The following is a 17,582-nucleotide window of genomic DNA, read 5'->3' on the forward strand; positions in this document are numbered from 1 at the left end:
ATGGGCATGGCGCGGCGCTCAGCCAAGGATTCGCATGGCCTGGGTCAGCCCCTCCAGCGTCAGGGGCTGCATGCGATCCTCGAATATCTCGCGAATCATGTCGATCGAGCGGGTATGCGGCCAATGCGCGCGGGGCACCGGGTTCAGCCAGACATGGTCGGGCCAGGTCTCGCGCAGGCGCCGCAGCCATGTCTCGCCCGATTCGGGGTTCCAGTGTTCGTTGGCGCCGCCGGGGATGGCGATCTCATAGGGCGACATCGCGGCGTCGCCGACGAAGATCGCCTTGTAGTCGCGGCCGAAGCGGTTGATGACCTCCCACGTCGGCGTTGTCTCGGTCCAGCGGCGGCGGTTGTCCTTCCACAGCGCCTCGTAGACGCAATTGTGGAAATAGAAATGCTCCAGGTGCTTGAACTCGGCGCGGGCGGCCGAGAACAGCTCGTCCACCAGTCGGGAATGGTCGTCCATGCTGCCGCCGGCATCCAGGAACAGCAGCACCTTGACGGCATTGTGGCGCTCGGGCCGGGTCTGGACGTCGATATAGCCATGCTCGGCGCTGGCGCGGATGGTGCCGGGCAGGTCCAGTTCCTCGAGCGCACCGTGGCGGGCCCATTGCCGCAGCCGCTTCAGCGCCACCTTGATGTTGCGGGTGCCGAGTTCCACCGAATCGTCGAAATCGCGGAACTCGCGCTTGTCCCAGACCTTGACGGCGCGGCGGTGGCGGCTTTCGTGCTGCCCGATCCGCACGCCCTCGGGGTTGTAGCCATAGGCGCCGAAGGGCGAGGTGCCGGCGGTGCCGATCCATTTGTTGCCGCCCTGGTGGCGGCCCTGCTGCTCGGCCAGCCGCTCGCGCAGGCGCTTCATCAGCTCCTCGAAGGAACCGGCGCCCTCGACGGCGGCGCGTTCCTCGGGGGTCAGCAGCTTCTCGGCCAGCTTTTCCAGCCATTCGCGCGGGATCGAGACCTCGTTCACCAGCGCCTCGACCGGGATCTCGTCCAGACCCGCGAAGGCTTCGGCAAAGGCGCGGTCGAATCGGTCGATATGCGCCTCGTTCTTGACCAGCGTGGCGCGGGCGAGGTGATAAAAGCCCTCGGGCGACCAGTCCGACAGCCCGGCCTGCAGCCCCGCCAGCAGGTCCAGGTATTCCCGCAGGCTGGCCGGCACCCCATGGCGGCGCAGACTGTCGAGGAAGGGCCGAAACATCAGCCCATCCGGCTGAGCAATATGGTCAGGAACAGCCCCAGCACGGTCAGCGCCAGGGCATGGGCGGCGGCATATTGCAGCTTGTCGGCGCGGCTGCCGCCGGCTTTCGCGGCGCGCATCCAGCCGATCGCTGCGCCAATCAGGAAGGCGGCGATCACGATCATGGGCAGGGCATAGCCCGCCCCCGCGCCCCTGTCGAGAGGCACGCCCCACGCACGCCCCAACGCGCGCCCCCTTGAAGGCGTGGCGGCCGCAGGTTACTTTCGGTCCAACTTGTTATCGGAGGGCGTGACCATGGCGCCCAGGCGTCCTGCGGGTGCGGACGCGTTCCCGAGAAAAACGGTCGAGCCTTTCGTCACCCGCCCGGCCGAGGACGGGCCGCTCTATGCGGCCTTGGATCTTGGCACCAACAGCTGCCGGATGCTGATTGCCCGTCCCGCGGGCAGCCAGTTTCAGGTGGTGGACAGTTTCTCGAAGCCGGTCCAGCTTGGGCACGGCCTCGAGGCATCAGGCAGGCTGTCGCGTCCCTCGATGGCGCGGACGGTGCATGCCTTGCAGGTGTGCCGGCGCAAGCTCGAGGCGCACAAGGTCGCGCGCATGCGCCTTGTCGCCACCGAGGCCTGTCGGCGGGCCAGGAACAGCCGCGACTTCCTGCGCATGATCCGGCGCGAGACCGGCCTGCCGGTCGAGATCATCGACGCCGAGGAAGAGGCGCGGCTGGCCGTGATCTCTTGCGCGCCGCTGGTCAGCCAGCGCACCGAGCAGTTGCTGGTGGTGGACATCGGCGGCGGCTCGACCGAGCTGGTCTGGATCGACCTCGAGGATGTCGAGCCCAAGGAACGCTCGCGCGCGATCATGCGGCTGGGCAATGGTTTCACTGACCCGCAGCCGGGCGGCGCGCGGGTGGTGGACTGGATCAGCGTGCCGCTGGGCGTGGCCACGCTGCGCGACCAGTTCGAGGATGTCGAGGACGACCAGGGCCGCTTTGCCCTGATGTCCTGGCATTTCGAGGAGATGCTGGCGGATTTCGCCCCCTATGCGCTGGCCCAGACCATGCGGGAAGGGTTCCAGATCATCGGCACCTCGGGCACCGTGACCACGGTGGCGGCCAGCCATCTGGGCCTGCGCCGTTATGACCGGACCAAGGTGGACGGGCTGACCATGACCACGGCCCAGATCGACCGGGTGATCCGCGACTACCTGGCGCTTGGCCCCGAGGGGCGGCGTGCCGATCCGCGCATCGGGCGGGAACGCCATGCGCTGATCATGTCGGGCGCGGCGATCCTGCAGACGCTGATGCGGGTCTGGCCGACGACGCGGCTTTCGGTCGCCGACCGCGGCCTGCGCGAGGGGCTGCTTTATGTGCAGATGGTCAAGGACGGGGTGCTGGCCCCGGATGGAATGAACGGGGTGGCTTGAAGATGAGCGAAGGCAAGAAGCCGGGCGAGGGGCGCAAAAGCTCGGGCCGCGGCCAGCGCGACCTGCGGGTGCGGGTGAAATCGGCCAAGGGGCGCAAGCTTTCCAGCACGTTGTGGCTGGAGCGGCAGCTGAACGACCCCTATGTCGCGCGCGCCAAGCGCGAGGGCTATCGCGGCCGCGCCGCCTACAAGATCCTGGAACTGGACGACAAGTATCGCTTCCTGGTGCCCGGCGCGCGGGTGGTCGATCTGGGCTGCGCGCCCGGCGGCTGGTGCCAGGTGGCGGTCGCGCGCGTGAACGCGCTTGGCGACAAGCCCGGCAAGAAGGTCGGCCGGGTGCTGGGCGTCGACCTGCAAGAGGTCGATCCGATTCCGGGGGCCGAGATCCACCAGCTCGACTTCCTGTCCGACGGCGCCGACACGCAGGTCAAGGCCTGGCTGGGCGGGCGGGCCGATGTGGTGATGTCGGACATGGCGGCGGCCTCGTCGGGGCACAAGGGCACCGACCACCTGCGCATCGTGGCGCTGGTCGAGGCGGCGGCGCAGCTGGCCTTCGACGTGCTGGAGCCGGGCGGCACCTTCGTCGCCAAGGTTCTGGCCGGCGGGGCCGAGACCGAGATGCAGGCCATGCTCAAGCGCAATTTCCGCAAGGTGGCGAATGTGAAGCCGCCGGCCAGCCGCTCGGATTCCTCCGAGAAATTCGTGGTGGCGCAGGGGTTTCGCGGCCAGGACGCGGACGAAACCGACCAGGGCTGAGCCGCCCCTGGGCGTCCCCCAGGCCGGCCACCGCGCAGGGCGGCGGTGCCGGCGCGCCGGTCCTGCCGCGGGCGGGCCGCGGCGCTGCCGCTTGCAAACCCCGCCCATGCTTGCCAGAACTTCGGGCGAAACTGGCTGGGAATGATAGCATGAGTCTTTACGTGGCCCTTCAGATGGACCCGGTCGAGCATGTCTCGATCGACGGCGACAGCACCTTCCGGCTGGGGCTGGAGGCCGAGGCCCGCGGCCACCGGCTGTTCCAATACACCGCCGACCGGCTGAGCTATTGCGAGGGGCGGGTCATGGCCCGCGGCCGCCCGATCAGCCTGCGCCGCGAACAGGGCAACCATGTGACCTTCGGCGACTGGGCCGACGTGGACCTGTCGGAATTCGACGTGGTCTGGCTGCGCCAGGACCCGCCCTTCGACATGGGCTATATCACCACCACGCATCTGCTGGACCGGGTGCATCCCTCGACCTATGTCGTCAACGACCCCTTCTGGGTGCGCAACAGCCCCGAGAAGCTGCTGGTGCTGGATTTCCCCGAGCTGACGCCGCCCACGCTGATCACCCGCGAACTGGCGCAGATCCGCGCCTTCCGCGAGCGGCACGGCGATTTCATCCTCAAGCCGCTCTACGGCAATGGCGGGGTCGGCATCTTCCACATGCGGCCGGACGATCCGAACCTGTCCTCGCTGGTCGAGACCTTCCTGTCGAACAGCCGCGAGCCGATCATCGCGCAGAAATACCTGCCCGCCGTGGTCCGCGGCGACAAGCGCATCATCCTGGTCGACGGCGAGCCGGTCGGCGCGATCAACCGCGTCCCGGCCGCGGGCGAGGCGCGCTCCAACATGCATGTCGGCGGCCGGCCGGAAAAGATCGGCCTGACCGAGCGCGAATACGAGATCTGCGCCCGCATCGGCCCGGTGCTGCGCGAAAAGGGGCTGATCTTCACCGGCATCGACGTGATCGACGGCTGGCTGACCGAGATCAACGTGACCTCGCCCACCGGCATCCAGGAGCTTGAGCGTTTCGACGGCATCAATGCCGCGGCGCTGATCTGGGACGCCATCGAGCGGCGGCTGGCCGAGCGGGGCTGACCCGCGGCCGCGGGGTCGGCGCAGGAGCGGATTGGCCTTTCGCGATGCCGGCCGCGCGTGGACCGGCCCGGCGTGGAAAGGTGCCGCGCCGCCATGCCCCGGCGGTGGGCGAGCCGGTTTTCGGCAAGAGGGAGCCAGCCGCGCGGCTTGCCCTTTCTCCCAGCCGCATGGCTCGAACCTGGCCGCCGGCCTTACGGCGCCGCCTGTTCTGGCAACCATCCTTTCTGCCACCTGCCACCTGCCACCTGCCACCTGCCGCCATGGCGACGCTCCGCCCCTCAATCCGGGCGGCCGAAGGGCAGGCGATAGGACAGCGCCTCGGCCAGGTGCGGCTGGCGAATCGCGGCGGATGCGTCCAGGTCGGCGATGGTGCGCGCGCTACGCAGGATGCGGTGATAGCCGCGCGGGGTCAGCCCCAGCCGCTCGGCCGCCAGCGCCAGCAGCGACCGGCATTCGCCGTCGAGCGGCGCGATCTCCTCCAGCAGCCGGCCCGAGGCGTCGGCGTTCACCCGCGCCGTCGGGTGATCGGCAAAGCGGGCGGCTTGCAGCGCGCGGGCGGCGGCCACGCGCAGGGCGACGCTGGCCGAGCTTTCGCCGGTGGCGGGCAGGCCCAGATCCTCGATCGCGACCTGCGGCACCTCGATGCGCAGGTCGAACCGGTCCATCATCGGCCCCGAGATGCGGCCCAGGTAATCCGCCCCGCAGCGCGGCGCCTTGGAACAGGCGCGGCTGGCATCCGCGATCTCGCCGCAGCGGCAGGGGTTGGCGGCCGCGACCAGCAGGAAACGCGCCGGATAGCGGATATGGGCATTGGCGCGCGAGACGTGGATCTCGCCGGTCTCGATCGGTTCGCGCAAGGCGTCGATCACCCGGCGCTCGAACTCGGGCAGTTCGTCCAGGAACAGCACGCCGTTATGCGCAAGGCTCGCCTGGCCGGGCCGGGCATTGCGCCCGCCGCCCACCATCGCCGCCATCGAGGCGGTGTGATGCGGCTGGCGAAAGGGGGCGGTGCGCGAGATGCCGCCCTCGGCCAGCAGGCCGGCGACGGAATGGATCACCGAGGTCTCCAGCGCCTCCTGCGGGCTCAGCGGCGGCAGGATGCCGGGCAGGCGGGTCGCCAGCATCGACTTGCTGGCGCCGGGCGGGCCGATCATCAGCAGGTGGTGGCGGCCGGCGGCGGCGATCTCCAGCGCCCGGCGGGCGCGTTCCTGGCCCTTGACCTCGGCAAGGTCGGCCTCGAACACGGCTTCCGCCAGCTCGCCCGGTGCGGCGCGGGCCAGGGGCGCGCGGTCGGTCAGGTGATCGACCACCTCGCGCAGGCTCTGCGGCGCCAGGACCGGCACGGTGCCGACCCAGGCCGCCTCGGCCCCGCAGGCGCGCGGCACCAGCAGCGCGCGGCCGTCCTCGGCCGCGGCCACGGCGGCGGGCAGGGCGCCCGCGACCGGCGACAGCCGCCCGTCCAGCGCCAGCTCCCCCAGCGCCACCACCCGCTCCAGCGCCTCGGCCGGGACGATCTCCAGCGCGGCCAGCACCGCAAGCGCGATGGGCAGGTCGAAATGCGAGCCCTCCTTGGGCAGGTCGGCGGGCGACAGGTTCACCGTCACCCGGCGCGAGGGCATGGCGATGGACAGCGCCCCGAAGGCGGCCTTCACCCGTTCCCGCGCCTCGCTGACGGATTTGTCGGGCAGGCCGACGATGCCGAATCCCGGCAGGCCCGGCGAGACCGAGCATTGCACCTCGACCAGCCGCGCCTCGACCCCGTCGAAGGCCACGGTATAGGCAATCGCCGCCATCGGCACTTCTCCCCTGCACCGGGGCAGGCTTAACCCGCAGGGTTTAAAGAATGGTTAACGGGTTCGGCTTGCTTGTTCCGGGCCGCGCTTGCGCCTATGTGCAGGGCGGATGACACGGGGCACATACGGGGCACAGGGAAACGACCATGCAAGGCAGCCGCATATTGCTGATCGTCGGCGGGGGCATCGCCGCATTCAAGATACCCGAGTTGGTCCGCATGATCCGGCGCGAGGGCGGCTCGGTCGTGCCGGTGCTGACCCAGGCGGGGGCCGAGTTCGTGACGCCCCTGACCCTCTCGGCCCTGGCCGAGGCGCCCTGCCATACCGAACTGTTCGACCTGACGCGCGAATCGGAGATGGGCCATATCCAGCTGTCGCGCGCCGCCGACCTGGTGGTGGTCGCCCCGGCCACGGCGAATCTGCTGGCGCGGATGGCGGCGGGGATGGCGGACGACCTGGCCTCGACCCTGCTGCTGGCGACCGACAAGCCGGTGCTGGCGGCTCCGGCGATGAACGTGCGCATGTGGCAGCATCCGGCGACGCAACGTAACCTGGAGACGCTGGAGAACGACGGCATCCGCTTCGTCGGCCCCGACGAGGGCGACATGGCCTGCGGCGAATACGGCCCCGGCCGCATGGCCGAGCCGCAGACGATCCTGGCGGCGATCCGCGCGGCGCTGGGGCGCGACCGGCCACTGCGCCTGCCGCCCGAGGCGGTGGTCTCGCTGCCCGCCCGCGTGCTGGCGGGGCGGCATGTGATCGTGACCTCGGGGCCCACGCATGAGCCCATCGACCCGGTGCGCTATATCGCCAACCGCTCCAGCGGGGCGCAGGGCGCGGCCATCGCCGCGGCGCTGCGCGACCTGGGCGCGCGGGTCAGCTTCGTTACCGGCCCGGCCGAGGTGCCGCCGCCCCAGGGCGTCGAGGTGATCGCCGTCCAGACCGCGCGCGAGATGCGCGAGGCGGTCGAGGCGGCCTTGCCTGCCGATGCCGCGGTCATGGCGGCGGCGGTTGCCGACTGGCATGTCGCCAATGCCCGTCCGGGCAAGATCAAGAAGGACGGCTCGGGCAAGCTGCCCGAACTGAAATTCGCCGAGAACCCCGACATCCTGGCCTGGATCAGCCGGCTCGACCGCGACCGGCCGGCGCTGGTGGTGGGCTTTGCCGCCGAGACCGACGACGTGCTGGACAATGCCACCCGCAAGCGCAAGCGCAAGGGCTGCGACTGGATCGTCGCCAATGACGTGAACCCCGAGACCGGGATCATGGGCGGGACCGAGAATGCGGTCACGCTGATTTCGGAGGAAGGGGCGGAAAGCTGGCCGCGCCTGACCAAGGACGAGGTGGCGCGCCGCCTGGCCGGCCGCATCGCCGAGGCGCTGAGCCCCGCCGGCCAGGGCCTGCCGGAGGACCACGGATGAGCAGCGGCCGGGTCTACCTGGACTGGAACGCCACCGCGCCGCTGCGCCCCGAGGCGCGCGAGGCGATGCTGGCGGCGATGGAAATCGTCGGCAACCCTTCCTCGGTCCATGCCGAGGGGCGGGCGGCGAAATCCGCGCTGGAGCGCGCGCGCGAGGACGTCGCCGTGGCGCTTGGCGCCGAGGGGGCGGACGTGATCTTCACCTCGGGCGCGACCGAGGCGGCGGCGCTGGCGCTGGAGGGCCGGGGCCTTGTCTGCTCGGCGGTCGAGCATCCGGCGGTCCTGGCCTGGTGCGAGGCATCGCTGCCCGCGGACCGCGCGGGGCTGGTCGCCGTCGCCGATCCCGCCCGCACCGCACTGCAACTGGCCAATTCCGAAACCGGGGTGATCCAGGATCTGCCGCAGGGCCTGGCGGTCAGCGACCTGACGCAGGCCTTCGGCAAGATCCCCCTTGCCTTCAACTGGCTGGGGATCGAGGCCGGCATCGTCAGCGCCCACAAGCTGGGCGGGCCGCGCGGCATCGGCGCGCTGGTGGTCCGCCGCGGCACAGAGGTCGAGGCGCGCATCAAGGGCGGCGGCCAGGAACAGGGCCGCCGCGCCGGGACCGAGAATCTGATCGGCATCATGGGCTTTGCAGCGGCCGCAAAAGCGGCGCAGAATGATCTGGATCAAGGAATCGGGGAAAAAGTGTCGCAACTGCGCGATTCCCTGATGGCCACACTGGAATCCGGGGCGGAAATGGTTACATTTCCGGGGCGCGAGGCCCGCCGCCTGCCCAATACATTGTCGATCCTGACGCCGGGATGGCGCGGAGAGACGCAGGTGATGCAGATGGACCTGGCCGGATTTGCCGTCTCGGCAGGCTCGGCCTGTTCATCGGGCAAGGTCCGGCCAAGTTCGGTTCTGACGGCCATGGGCATCGCGGCGGAATGGGCGGGCGATGCGATCCGCGTCTCGATCGGCCCGGCGACGGAGCCTCGGGACGTGATGCGTTTTGCGGATGCCTGGCTTGCGGCGCATGGCCGCTGGCGGCAAAGGAATGATTGGCGGGCGACCGCGGGAAGGGTTTGAGATGACTGTAGAGATCGGCGAGGCAATCGAAATCCGCGAGGGCGTAGACCGCGAGACCGTCGAGACCGTCCAGAACATGGGGTCGTATAAATACGGCTGGGATACCGAGATCGAGATGGAATATGCCCCCAAGGGCATCAACGAGGATATCGTCCGGCTGATCTCGAAGAAGAACGAGGAACCGGAATGGATGACCGAGTGGCGACTGCAGGCCTTCCGCCGCTGGCAGACCATGACCGAGCCGAAATGGGCGATGCTCAACTATCCCGAGATCGACTATCAGGACCAGTATTACTACGCCCGCCCGAAAAGCATGGCCGAAAAGCCCAAGTCGCTGGACGAGGTCGATCCCAAGCTGCTGGCCACCTATGAAAAGCTGGGCATCCCGCTGAAGGAGCAGATGATCCTGGCCGGGATCGAGGGTGCCGAGGGCGCGCCCGCCGAAGGGCGCAAGGTCGCGGTCGATGCGGTCTTCGACAGCGTCAGCGTCGGCACCACCTTCAAGGACGAGCTGGCCAAGGCCGGCGTCATCTTCTGCTCGATCAGCGAGGCGATCCGCGAGCATCCCGAGCTGGTGCGGAAATACCTGGGCTCGGTCGTGCCGCAGTCGGACAATTTCTTCGCCACGCTGAACTCGGCGGTCTTCTCGGACGGCAGCTTCGTCTATGTGCCGCCGGGGGTGCGCTGCCCGATGGAACTGTCCACCTATTTCCGCATCAATGCCGAGAATACCGGCCAGTTCGAGCGCACGCTGATCATCGCCGACAAGGGCTCTTACGTCAGCTACCTCGAAGGCTGCACCGCGCCCAAGCGCGACGTGGCCCAGCTGCACGCCGCGGTGGTCGAGATCGTCGTGCTGGAGGATGCCGAGGTCAAGTATTCGACCGTGCAGAACTGGTTCCCCGGCGACGAGGAAGGCAAGGGCGGCATCTACAACTTCGTCACCAAGCGCGCCGATTGCCGCGAGGCGCGGGCCAAGGTGATGTGGACCCAGGTCGAGACCGGCAGCGCGATCACCTGGAAATACCCCTCCTGCATCCTGCGCGGCGACGAGTCGCAGGGCGAGTTCTATTCGATCGCCATTGCCAACAACCACCAGCAGGCCGATACCGGCACCAAGATGATCCATCTTGGCAAGAACACCCGCTCGCGCATTGTTTCCAAAGGGATTTCTGCCGGACAGGCGCAGAATACCTATCGCGGCCTCGTGACCATGCACCCGCGCGCCAAGAACAGCCGCAACTACACGCAATGCGACAGTCTGCTGATCGGCGACAAATGCGGCGCCCATACCGTGCCCTATATCGAGGTCAAGAACACCTCGAGCCGCGTGGAGCATGAGGCGACCACCAGCAAGGTGGACGACGACCAGCTGTTCTATTGCCGCTCGCGCGGCATGGACGAGGAAGAGGCGGTCGCCCTGGTGGTGAACGGCTTCTGCCGCGAGGTCTTGCAGGCCCTGCCGATGGAATTCGCCATGGAGGCGCAATCGCTGGTCGCCATCAGCCTGGAGGGGTCGGTCGGATGATCGTCACCACCACCCCCGGCATCGAGGGCCGCCGCATCAGCGCCTATCACGGCGTGGTGACCGGCGAGACCATCATCGGCGCCAATATCTTTCGCGACATCTTCGCCGGGATTCGCGACATCGTGGGCGGCCGTTCGGGCGCCTATGAATCCGCGCTGGCCTCGGCCCGCGAAACCGCCCTGTCCGAGATGCAGGACCGCGCGGCCGCCCTGGGCGGCAATGCCGTGGTCGGCGTCGACCTGGACTATGAAGTCATCAACAACATGCTGATGGTGTCCGCCTCGGGCACCGCCGTAAGCGTCGAATAGGAACGAACCATGCTGGAAATCAAGAACCTGCACGTCAAGCTTGAGGATGAGGACAAGCAGATCCTCAAGGGCGTCGATCTGACCGTCCCGGCTGGCGAGGTCCATGCCATCATGGGGCCGAACGGCTCGGGCAAGTCCACGCTGTCCTATGTGCTGTCGGGTCGCGACGGCTATGAAGTCACCGGCGGCGAGGCCACGCTGGACGGCGAGAGCCTGCTGGAGATGGAGCCCGAGGAACGCGCCGCCGCCGGCCTGTTCCTGGCCTTCCAATACCCGGTCGAGATCCCCGGCGTGGGCAACATGACCTTCCTGCGCACCGCGGTGAACGCGCAGCGCAAGGCGCGCGGCGAGGAAGAACTGTCCTCGGCCGATTTCCTCAAGCTGATCCGCCAGAAGGCGGCGACGCTGAAGATCGACAGCGAGATGCTGAAGCGCGCGGTCAACGTCGGCTTCTCGGGCGGCGAGAAGAAGCGCAACGAGATCCTGCAGATGGCCATGCTCGAGCCGCGCATGTGCATCCTGGACGAGACCGATTCCGGCCTTGACGTGGACGCGATGCGGCTGGTGGCCGAGGGCGTGAACGCCCTGCGCTCGCCCGACCGCAGCTTCCTGGTCATCACCCATTACCAGCGGCTTCTGGACCATATCCGGCCCGACGTGGTGCATATCATGGCCGACGGCCGCATCGTGCGCACCGGCGGCCCCGAACTGGCGCTGGAGGTCGAGCAGAACGGCTACGGCGATCTGCTGGCGGAGGTCGGATGATGGCGGACACGGCTGTTCTTGCCGCGCAGGTGCCCACGGTCGAGGGCAAGGCCCGTCCCGGCGATGCCGCGCTTGCGGCGCGCCTGGACGCGCTGGACCTGCCGCGCGGCGGCTTTACCCGCGCCGCGCGCGAGGATGCGGCGCAGCGGCTGGAGGCCATGGGCCTGCCCGGCGCGCGCGACGAATACTGGCGCTATACCGATCCCGCGCCCTTCAACGCGGCCCGGCCGCAGCCGGTCGAGCTGGCGGCGGATGAAACCACCCTGTTCACCGGCATCGACCGGCTGAACCTGGTCTTCGTGGACGGGCGCTTCGACGCCGAGGCCTCGGATGCGCTTGCGGCCGAGGGGGTGCAGGTCGAAAGCCTGGCCGCCGCCGATGCCGGGGCGGATCACTGGGCGACCGGGCTTTACGGCCGGCTGGAAGCCGCGGGCCAGGTGCCGGTCAAGCGGCCCTTCGCCGCGCTGAACACGCTGGTCGCCGCCGAGGGCGTGCTGATCCGCGTCACCGGCAAGGTCGAGCGTCCGGTGCATATCACCTATCGCCGCTCGGCGGCGGATGCCGACGTGCATCTGCACCACCTCGTCCAGCTGGAGGAGGGGGCCGAGCTGACGCTGCTGGAAACCGGCTCGATCGGCGCGCGCTCGAACGTGGTGATCGAGGCCGACCTGGGCCGGGGCGCCCGCTTCCATCACATCAGCGCCAAGCGCGCCAACGATCCCAAGCTGGGGCTGGGCCATATCTTTGCCCGCGTCGCTGCCGAGGCGCTGTTCAAGTCCTTCACGCTTTCGGTCAACGGCTCGATGATGCGCAACGAGGCGGTGATCGACATCGCCGGCGACGATGCCGTGGCCCATATCGCCGCCGCGGTGCTGGGCGACGGCGACATCGGCCGCTTCCACCATGACGACACCGTCTTCGTCACCCATGCCGCCGAGCGCTGCGAAAGCCGCCAGGTGTTCAAGAAGGTGCTGAAGAACGGGGCCGAGGGCATCTTCCAGGGCAAGATCCTGGTCAAGCCCGGCGCGCAAAAGACCGACGGCTACCAGATCAGCCAGGGGCTTTTGCTGGACGAGGGCAGCCAGTTCCTCGCCAAGCCGGAACTCGAGATCTATGCCGACGACGTGAAATGCTCGCATGGCTCGACCACCGGCGCGCTGGACGAGACGGCGCTGTTCTACCTGCGCTCGCGCGGGGTGCCCAAGGAGCGCGCCATCGTGCTGCTGGTGCTGTCCTTCCTGGCCGATGCGCTGGACGAGATCGAGGACCAGCGGCTGCGCGACGACATCCTGGGCCGGCTGGAAGACTGGCTGACGGCGCGCGCGGGCAATCCGGGCAAGGCCAGTCCGGGCAAGGCATGAGCCGGGCCGGCATCGTCCCGCGCATCCTGGAAAGCTGGTGGGCGCCGGGCAGGGTAGTTAGGTCCCTGCGCGGCATGCCCGACCGGGCGCTGATCGTCGTGCTGATGGCGGCGATGCTGATCTTTCTGATCGCGCAGGCGCCGGGCCATGTGCGGGATGCGCAGCTCATGCCCGAGGTGCCGCTGGGCGCGCGCATGGGCGGGGCGCTGCTGGCGGTGATGTTCATGATGCCGCTGCTGGCCTATGGGCTGGCGGCGCTGGTTTCGGCGCTGTCGCGGCTGACGCCCTGGCCGGTCGCGCCGCAGGATTCGCGGCTGGCGCTGTTCTGGGCCTTGCTGGCGGTGGCGCCGGCGATGCTGCTGGCGGGGCTGACCGCCGGGCTGGTCGGCCCCGGTGCGGCGCTTGGCGTGACGCGGGCGGTGGCGGGGCTCGGCTTTCTCGTGATATGGGGCGCGGGATTGCGCGCATTGGCGGGGAACGGATGAAACTGGGCGATCTTGGCGATCTGATGGTCCTGACCCTGCGCGACCCGGATGCGGCGGTCGCGGTGCTGCGCGGGCTGGACCTGCCGATGGCGACGCGCTGGATGGTGCTGCTGCTGGCGGTGACGCTGTCCACGCTGCTGGCCGCGCTGTCGCTGCTGCTGTTCCCGATCGAGGTGGACAACCCCGTCTCGCGCATGCTGTCCGAACCGATGACGCTGGCCGGCATCCAGCTGGGCGCCATGGCGCTGTCGGCGCTGTTCGTGGCCCAGATCGGCCGGCTGTTCGGCGGGCATGGCACGTTCGCCGATGCGCTGCTGATCGTCGGCTGGGTCGAGCTGATGCTGGTCGGGCTGCAGGCGGTGCAGGTGGTGATGATGGCGCTGTTCCCGGCCACCGCCACGCTGCTGTCCATGCTGGCCTTTGGCCTTTTCCTCTATCTTGCCGTGACCATGACCAAGGCGCTGCACGGGTTCACCAGCACCGGCAAGGTGGTCGTGGGCCTGATCGGCAGCATTTTCCTGCTTGGCTTCGTGCTGTCGCTGATCGCGGCGGCATTCGGCATCGTCCCCGAGGTGACACCATGAGCTTCGACGTCGAAAAGATCCGTGCCGATTTCCCGATCCTGTCGCGGCAGGTGAACGGCCGGCCGCTGGTCTACCTGGACAATGGCGCCTCGGCGCAAAAGCCGCGCGTGGTGATCGACGCCATCACCCGCGCCTATGAGGCGGAATATGCCAATGTCCATCGCGGCTTGCATTTCCTGTCCAACCTCGCGACCGAGAATTACGAGCGGGTGCGCGCCATCATCGCCCGCTTCCTGAACGCCCCGCGCGAGGACGAGGTGATCTTCACCTCGGGCGCGACCGAGGGGATCAACCTGGTCTCCTATGGCTGGGCCGCGCCGCGGCTGGGGCCGGGCGACGAGATCGTGCTGTCGGTGCTGGAGCATCACGCCAATATCGTGCCCTGGCACTTCCTGCGCGAACGCCAGGGCGTGGCGCTGAAATGGGTCGAGCCCGAGCCCGACGGCTCGCTGCCGCCCGAAAAGGTGCTGGCGGCGGTGGGACCGCGCACCCGGCTGATCGCCGTCACCCATATGTCGAACGTGACCGGCACCGTGGTCGATGTCGGCGCCATCGCGCGGGCGACCGACGTGCCGGTGCTGGCCGACGGGTCGCAGGCCGCCGTGCATATGCCGGTGGACCTGTCCACGCTGGGCGTCGATTTCTACTGCATCACCGGGCACAAGCTCTATGGCCCCTCGGGCTCTGGCGCGATCTGGATCCGGGCCGAGCGCCAGGCCGAGATGCGCCCCTTCATGGGCGGCGGTGACATGATCCGCACCGTCACCCGCGACGGCGTGGATTACGCCGACCCGCCGCTGCGCTTCGAGGCGGGCACCCCCGGCATCGCCAACCAGATTGGCCTGGGTGCGGCGCTGGAATACCTGATGGCGCTTGGCATGGAGAACATCGCCGCGCATGAGCGCGACCTGCGCGACTATGCCCGCGAGCGGCTGCGCAGTCTGAACTGGCTGTCGGTGCAGGGCGACGCGGCAGAGAAGGGCGCGATCTTCTCGATGACGATGCAGGGCGCGCATGCCCATGACATCTCGACCATCCTCGACAAGCGCGGCATCGCGGTGCGGGCGGGAACGCATTGTGCCATGCCCCTGCTGGACTTCTTCGGCCTCAGCGCCACCGCGCGCGCCAGCTTCGCCATGTATAACACCCGTGCCGAGGTCGATGCGCTGGTGGACGGGCTGTCCTTCTGCCGGGAACTGTTCGCCTGACCCCTCCGGCGTAATATTCGTTCCTTCGTAGGCATGCGTCAATTTGCGGCGGCGCCCGATTCTGGCGGCGTTGTGCCGGCATTGCTAGACTGCATTCAGGAAGCGCGCTCTCTTCGGCCGTAGCGAACCGGCCGATCCTTGGGAGGAAGAGGGCAAATGCCACCGACAAACCGGGCCATGCGTTTGCTCGCATGGGCCTTTTGGGTCGCGGCCGCGATGGCCGCGCCGGCGCAAGCGCAGGAGGCGCCTGCCGTTCCGGGCAGCGGCAGCACCGCCGACCATTCGAAATTTCCGGCGCTGAAGGGGCCTTTCTCATCGGGGCCGGAAGTCACCCAGGCCTGCCTGTCCTGCCATACCGAGGCCGGCGACCAGGTCATGCACACGCTGCACTGGACATGGGACTACACCCATGCCGAAACCGGGCAGAAGCTGGGAAAATCCAGCGTCATCAATTCGTTTTGCGGCAATGTCGGCTCGAACGAGGCGCGCTGCACATCCTGCCACGCCGGCTATGGCTGGACCGACGTGCGCCAGCCGCCCCCCTCGGACCCGGCGCGGGTGGATTGCCTGGCCTGCCATGACCGTTCCGGCCAATATACCAAGCTCGACAACATGGCGGGCCACCCGCCGCTCGAGCCGGTGCCCGCCGGGGCCAAGACCATCACCGGCGCCGATGCCAAGCCGGTCGATCTGGCGCGGGCGGCGCAATCGGTGGGCGCGCCCGGACGCGACAATTGCGGAAACTGCCATTTCTACGGCGGCGGCGGCGACAACGTGAAGCATGGCGACCTGTCCTCGGCGCTGATCCGGCCGGACCTGGCGACCGATGTGCATATGTCGCCCGAGGGCGGCAATTTCACCTGCCAGACCTGCCATGTCACCGAGGATCACCGCGTCGCCGGCTCGCGCTATGCCGTCGAGGCCAAGGACATCGTCGACGCGCATCTGCTGGGCCAGCCGCGCGATGCCGCGACCTGCGAAAGCTGCCACGGCAACCGGCCCCATGCCGCGACGCCGACGGGGATGAAGCTGAACGACCATACCGACCGCGTCGCCTGCCAGACCTGCCACATTCCGTCCTTTGCCCGCGGCGGCGTCGCGACCAAGACGCTGTGGGACTGGTCGACCGCCGGCAAGCTCAAGGACGGCAAGCCCTTCGCCGAGGAGGAGTTCACCCAGTCCGACGGCCAGCACCTGCACACCTACCTGTCCACCAAGGGCAATTTCGAATGGGCCGAGAACGTGGTGCCCTTCTATGGCTGGTTCAACGGCACGGTCGAATACACCACCGCCGAGACGGTCTTCGATCCGTCGCTGCCGGTGGAGATCAACCGGCTCGAGGGTTCGGCCGCCGACCCGGATGCGCGGATCTGGCCCTTCAAGCAGATGGTCGGCCGCCAGGCCTTCGACACCGAGCGCAACGTGCTTCTGCACAGCCAGGTCTATGGCCCGCAGACCGACACCGCCTTCTGGACGAATTTCGACTGGTCCAAGGCGCTGCAGGCGGCGGCGCATTACATGGGCACGGATTATTCCGGGAAGTTCGATTTCGTCGACACGCAGATGTATTGGCCGATCACCCATATGGTCGCGCCGGCCGAGGATGCGCTGAAATGCGGTGCCTGCCACCGGCCGGAAGGGCGCATGGCCGGAATCACCGGCGTCTATATTCCCGGCACCGGCCTGCCGCCGGGCGGGATCATCGGGCTGGCCCTGCTGGCGATGGCGGTCGCGGGCGTGGCCGGGCACGGGCTTCTGCGCCTGCTTGGCAGGAAGGGAAAGGGGGCGCATCATGGCTGAGCGCAAGGTTCTGGTCTATACCCGCTTCAACCGGCTGTGGCACTGGAGCCAGGCGGCCTCGATCCTGGTCCTGCTGTTCACCGGGCTGCGGATCATGGGGCTGCACGGGGTTCTGACCTTCGGCCTGGCGGTGACGATCCATTCCGTCGTCGCGGTGGCGCTGATGCTGCTCTGGGCCTTCACCGCCTTCTGGCTGCTGACGACCGGGACGTGGCGGCAGTTCGCGCCGCGCCGGGCGGGGCTGTGGCAGGTCGCGCGCTTCTATGCCTGGGGGGTGTTCCGCGGCGAGGAGCACCCCTATCGCAAGGTGCTGCGGCGCCGGCACAACCCCTTGCAGGCGCTGGCCTATCTGGCGTTGAAGGTGCTGCTGTTCCCGGCGGTGTTTCTCAGCGGCATCGCCTATCTGGGCTATGGCTTGTGGGACGCTCTCGACCCGTCGGGCTGGGCGATCTGGGCGGTGGCCAACATCCACATCCTGACCGCCTTTGCGATCGGCAGCTTCGTGGTGGCGCATGTCTATCTGCTGACCGTCGGCCACGGCTTTCGCGAGCATGTGAAGCCGATGCTGACCGGGTTCGAGACCGTCGACCTGACGCCCGAGCAGGAAGCCTATCTGGCCGCCGAGGAACCCCGGCGCCTGAAGCCCTGACCGGCGATTTGCCATTGCGGGGGCCGGTCCGATCGGCTATGGACCGGCCTGAGGCACCCGTAGCTCAGCTGGATAGAGTGTCGCCCTCCGAAGGCGAAGGTCACAGGTTCGAATCCTGTCGGGTGCGCCATTTCCC

At 68.5% G+C, this 17,582-nt stretch carries 17 protein-coding genes and 1 tRNA gene; 15 read left to right on the top strand and 3 right to left on the bottom strand.

Annotated features, from left to right (window positions below; genetic code table 11):
• Positions 1-18 precede the first annotated feature (18 nt).
• Positions 19-1,200 carry a VWA domain-containing protein gene (locus tag KF941_RS22080; RefSeq protein ID WP_036756501.1) on the bottom strand — a complete coding sequence of 394 codons (1,182 nt, stop codon included), beginning with the start codon at positions 1,198-1,200 and terminating at the stop codon, positions 19-21.
• Positions 1,200-1,424, bottom strand: coding sequence for a hypothetical protein (locus tag KF941_RS22085; protein WP_140846490.1), 225 nt, complete (start codon positions 1,422-1,424; stop codon positions 1,200-1,202). Before KF941_RS22085 ends, KF941_RS22080 begins: the two co-directional genes overlap by 1 nt.
• Positions 1,425-1,494: 70 nt before the next feature.
• Between KF941_RS22085 and KF941_RS22090 the strand changes: the two genes are divergently transcribed.
• The 3 genes from KF941_RS22090 to gshB all read left to right on the top strand — a co-directional run bounded on the left by KF941_RS22090 (position 1,495) and on the right by gshB (position 4,474).
• Entirely contained in the window at positions 1,495-2,619 is a 1,125-nt protein-coding gene (locus tag KF941_RS22090; protein WP_072463064.1) for a Ppx/GppA phosphatase family protein, read from the top strand.
• Between the two features lie 2 nt (positions 2,620-2,621).
• Complete coding sequence (locus KF941_RS22095) at positions 2,622-3,374, top strand: RlmE family RNA methyltransferase (protein ID WP_214274525.1); 753 nt, start codon at positions 2,622-2,624, stop codon at positions 3,372-3,374.
• Between the two features lie 149 nt (positions 3,375-3,523).
• Positions 3,524-4,474 (top strand): glutathione synthase, encoded by a 951-nt coding sequence (gene gshB, locus KF941_RS22100; protein ID WP_036756510.1) that lies wholly within the window; start codon positions 3,524-3,526, stop codon positions 4,472-4,474.
• Positions 4,475-4,752: 278 nt separating this feature from the next.
• Here the strand turns inward: gshB and KF941_RS22105 are convergent, their stop codons facing one another.
• A complete protein-coding gene (locus tag KF941_RS22105) occupies positions 4,753-6,267 on the bottom strand; it encodes a YifB family Mg chelatase-like AAA ATPase (RefSeq protein ID WP_036756512.1) in 1,515 nt (504 codons plus the stop codon).
• A 146-nt stretch (positions 6,268-6,413) separates the two neighbouring features.
• Between KF941_RS22105 and coaBC the strand changes: the two genes are divergently transcribed.
• From coaBC to KF941_RS22165, 12 genes are all read left to right on the top strand, one after another.
• Positions 6,414-7,688, top strand: a complete 1,275-nt coding sequence (gene coaBC / locus KF941_RS22110) for a bifunctional phosphopantothenoylcysteine decarboxylase/phosphopantothenate--cysteine ligase CoaBC (RefSeq protein ID WP_036756515.1) — start codon at positions 6,414-6,416, stop codon at positions 7,686-7,688.
• Positions 7,685-8,758 carry a cysteine desulfurase family protein gene (locus KF941_RS22115; RefSeq protein WP_214274526.1) on the top strand — a complete coding sequence of 358 codons (1,074 nt, stop codon included), beginning with the start codon at positions 7,685-7,687 and terminating at the stop codon, positions 8,756-8,758. The genes coaBC and KF941_RS22115 overlap by 4 nt, the downstream gene beginning before the upstream one ends.
• Position 8,759: 1 nt before the next feature.
• A complete protein-coding gene (gene sufB, locus KF941_RS22120; RefSeq protein WP_072463069.1) occupies positions 8,760-10,286 on the top strand; it encodes a Fe-S cluster assembly protein SufB in 1,527 nt (508 codons plus the stop codon).
• Entirely contained in the window at positions 10,283-10,594 is a 312-nt protein-coding gene (locus KF941_RS22125) for a heavy metal-binding domain-containing protein (protein ID WP_036756521.1), read from the top strand. Before sufB ends, KF941_RS22125 begins: the two co-directional genes overlap by 4 nt.
• A gap of 9 nt (positions 10,595-10,603) precedes the next feature.
• The gene (gene sufC / locus KF941_RS22130) at positions 10,604-11,359 is read left to right on the top strand and encodes a Fe-S cluster assembly ATPase SufC (RefSeq protein ID WP_036756524.1); all 756 of its coding nucleotides are present in this window, start codon (positions 10,604-10,606) and stop codon (positions 11,357-11,359) included.
• Positions 11,359-12,720 (top strand): SufD family Fe-S cluster assembly protein, encoded by a 1,362-nt coding sequence (locus KF941_RS22135; protein WP_214274639.1) that lies wholly within the window; start codon positions 11,359-11,361, stop codon positions 12,718-12,720. Before sufC ends, KF941_RS22135 begins: the two co-directional genes overlap by 1 nt.
• Positions 12,717-13,205, top strand: coding sequence for a hypothetical protein (locus KF941_RS22140; RefSeq protein WP_214274527.1), 489 nt, complete (start codon positions 12,717-12,719; stop codon positions 13,203-13,205). The genes KF941_RS22135 and KF941_RS22140 overlap by 4 nt, the downstream gene beginning before the upstream one ends.
• A complete protein-coding gene (locus KF941_RS22145; RefSeq protein WP_036756528.1) occupies positions 13,202-13,789 on the top strand; it encodes a YIP1 family protein in 588 nt (195 codons plus the stop codon). The genes KF941_RS22140 and KF941_RS22145 overlap by 4 nt, the downstream gene beginning before the upstream one ends.
• Complete coding sequence (locus KF941_RS22150) at positions 13,786-14,997, top strand: cysteine desulfurase (RefSeq protein WP_036756531.1); 1,212 nt, start codon at positions 13,786-13,788, stop codon at positions 14,995-14,997. Before KF941_RS22145 ends, KF941_RS22150 begins: the two co-directional genes overlap by 4 nt.
• Positions 14,998-15,174: 177 nt before the next feature.
• Positions 15,175-16,797, top strand: coding sequence for a tetrathionate reductase family octaheme c-type cytochrome (locus tag KF941_RS22155; RefSeq protein WP_214274528.1), 1,623 nt, complete (start codon positions 15,175-15,177; stop codon positions 16,795-16,797).
• Complete coding sequence (locus tag KF941_RS22160; RefSeq protein WP_214274529.1) at positions 16,790-17,446, top strand: cytochrome b/b6 domain-containing protein; 657 nt, start codon at positions 16,790-16,792, stop codon at positions 17,444-17,446. The genes KF941_RS22155 and KF941_RS22160 overlap by 8 nt, the downstream gene beginning before the upstream one ends.
• A gap of 53 nt (positions 17,447-17,499) precedes the next feature.
• Positions 17,500-17,576: transfer RNA gene (locus KF941_RS22165), tRNA-Arg, on the top strand.
• Positions 17,577-17,582 lie beyond the last annotated feature (6 nt).

Origin of the sequence: Paracoccus sp. pheM1, from assembly GCF_018499825.1 — a bacterium.
In the GTDB taxonomy this organism is placed as follows: Bacteria; Pseudomonadota; Alphaproteobacteria; order Rhodobacterales; family Rhodobacteraceae; genus Paracoccus; species Paracoccus versutus.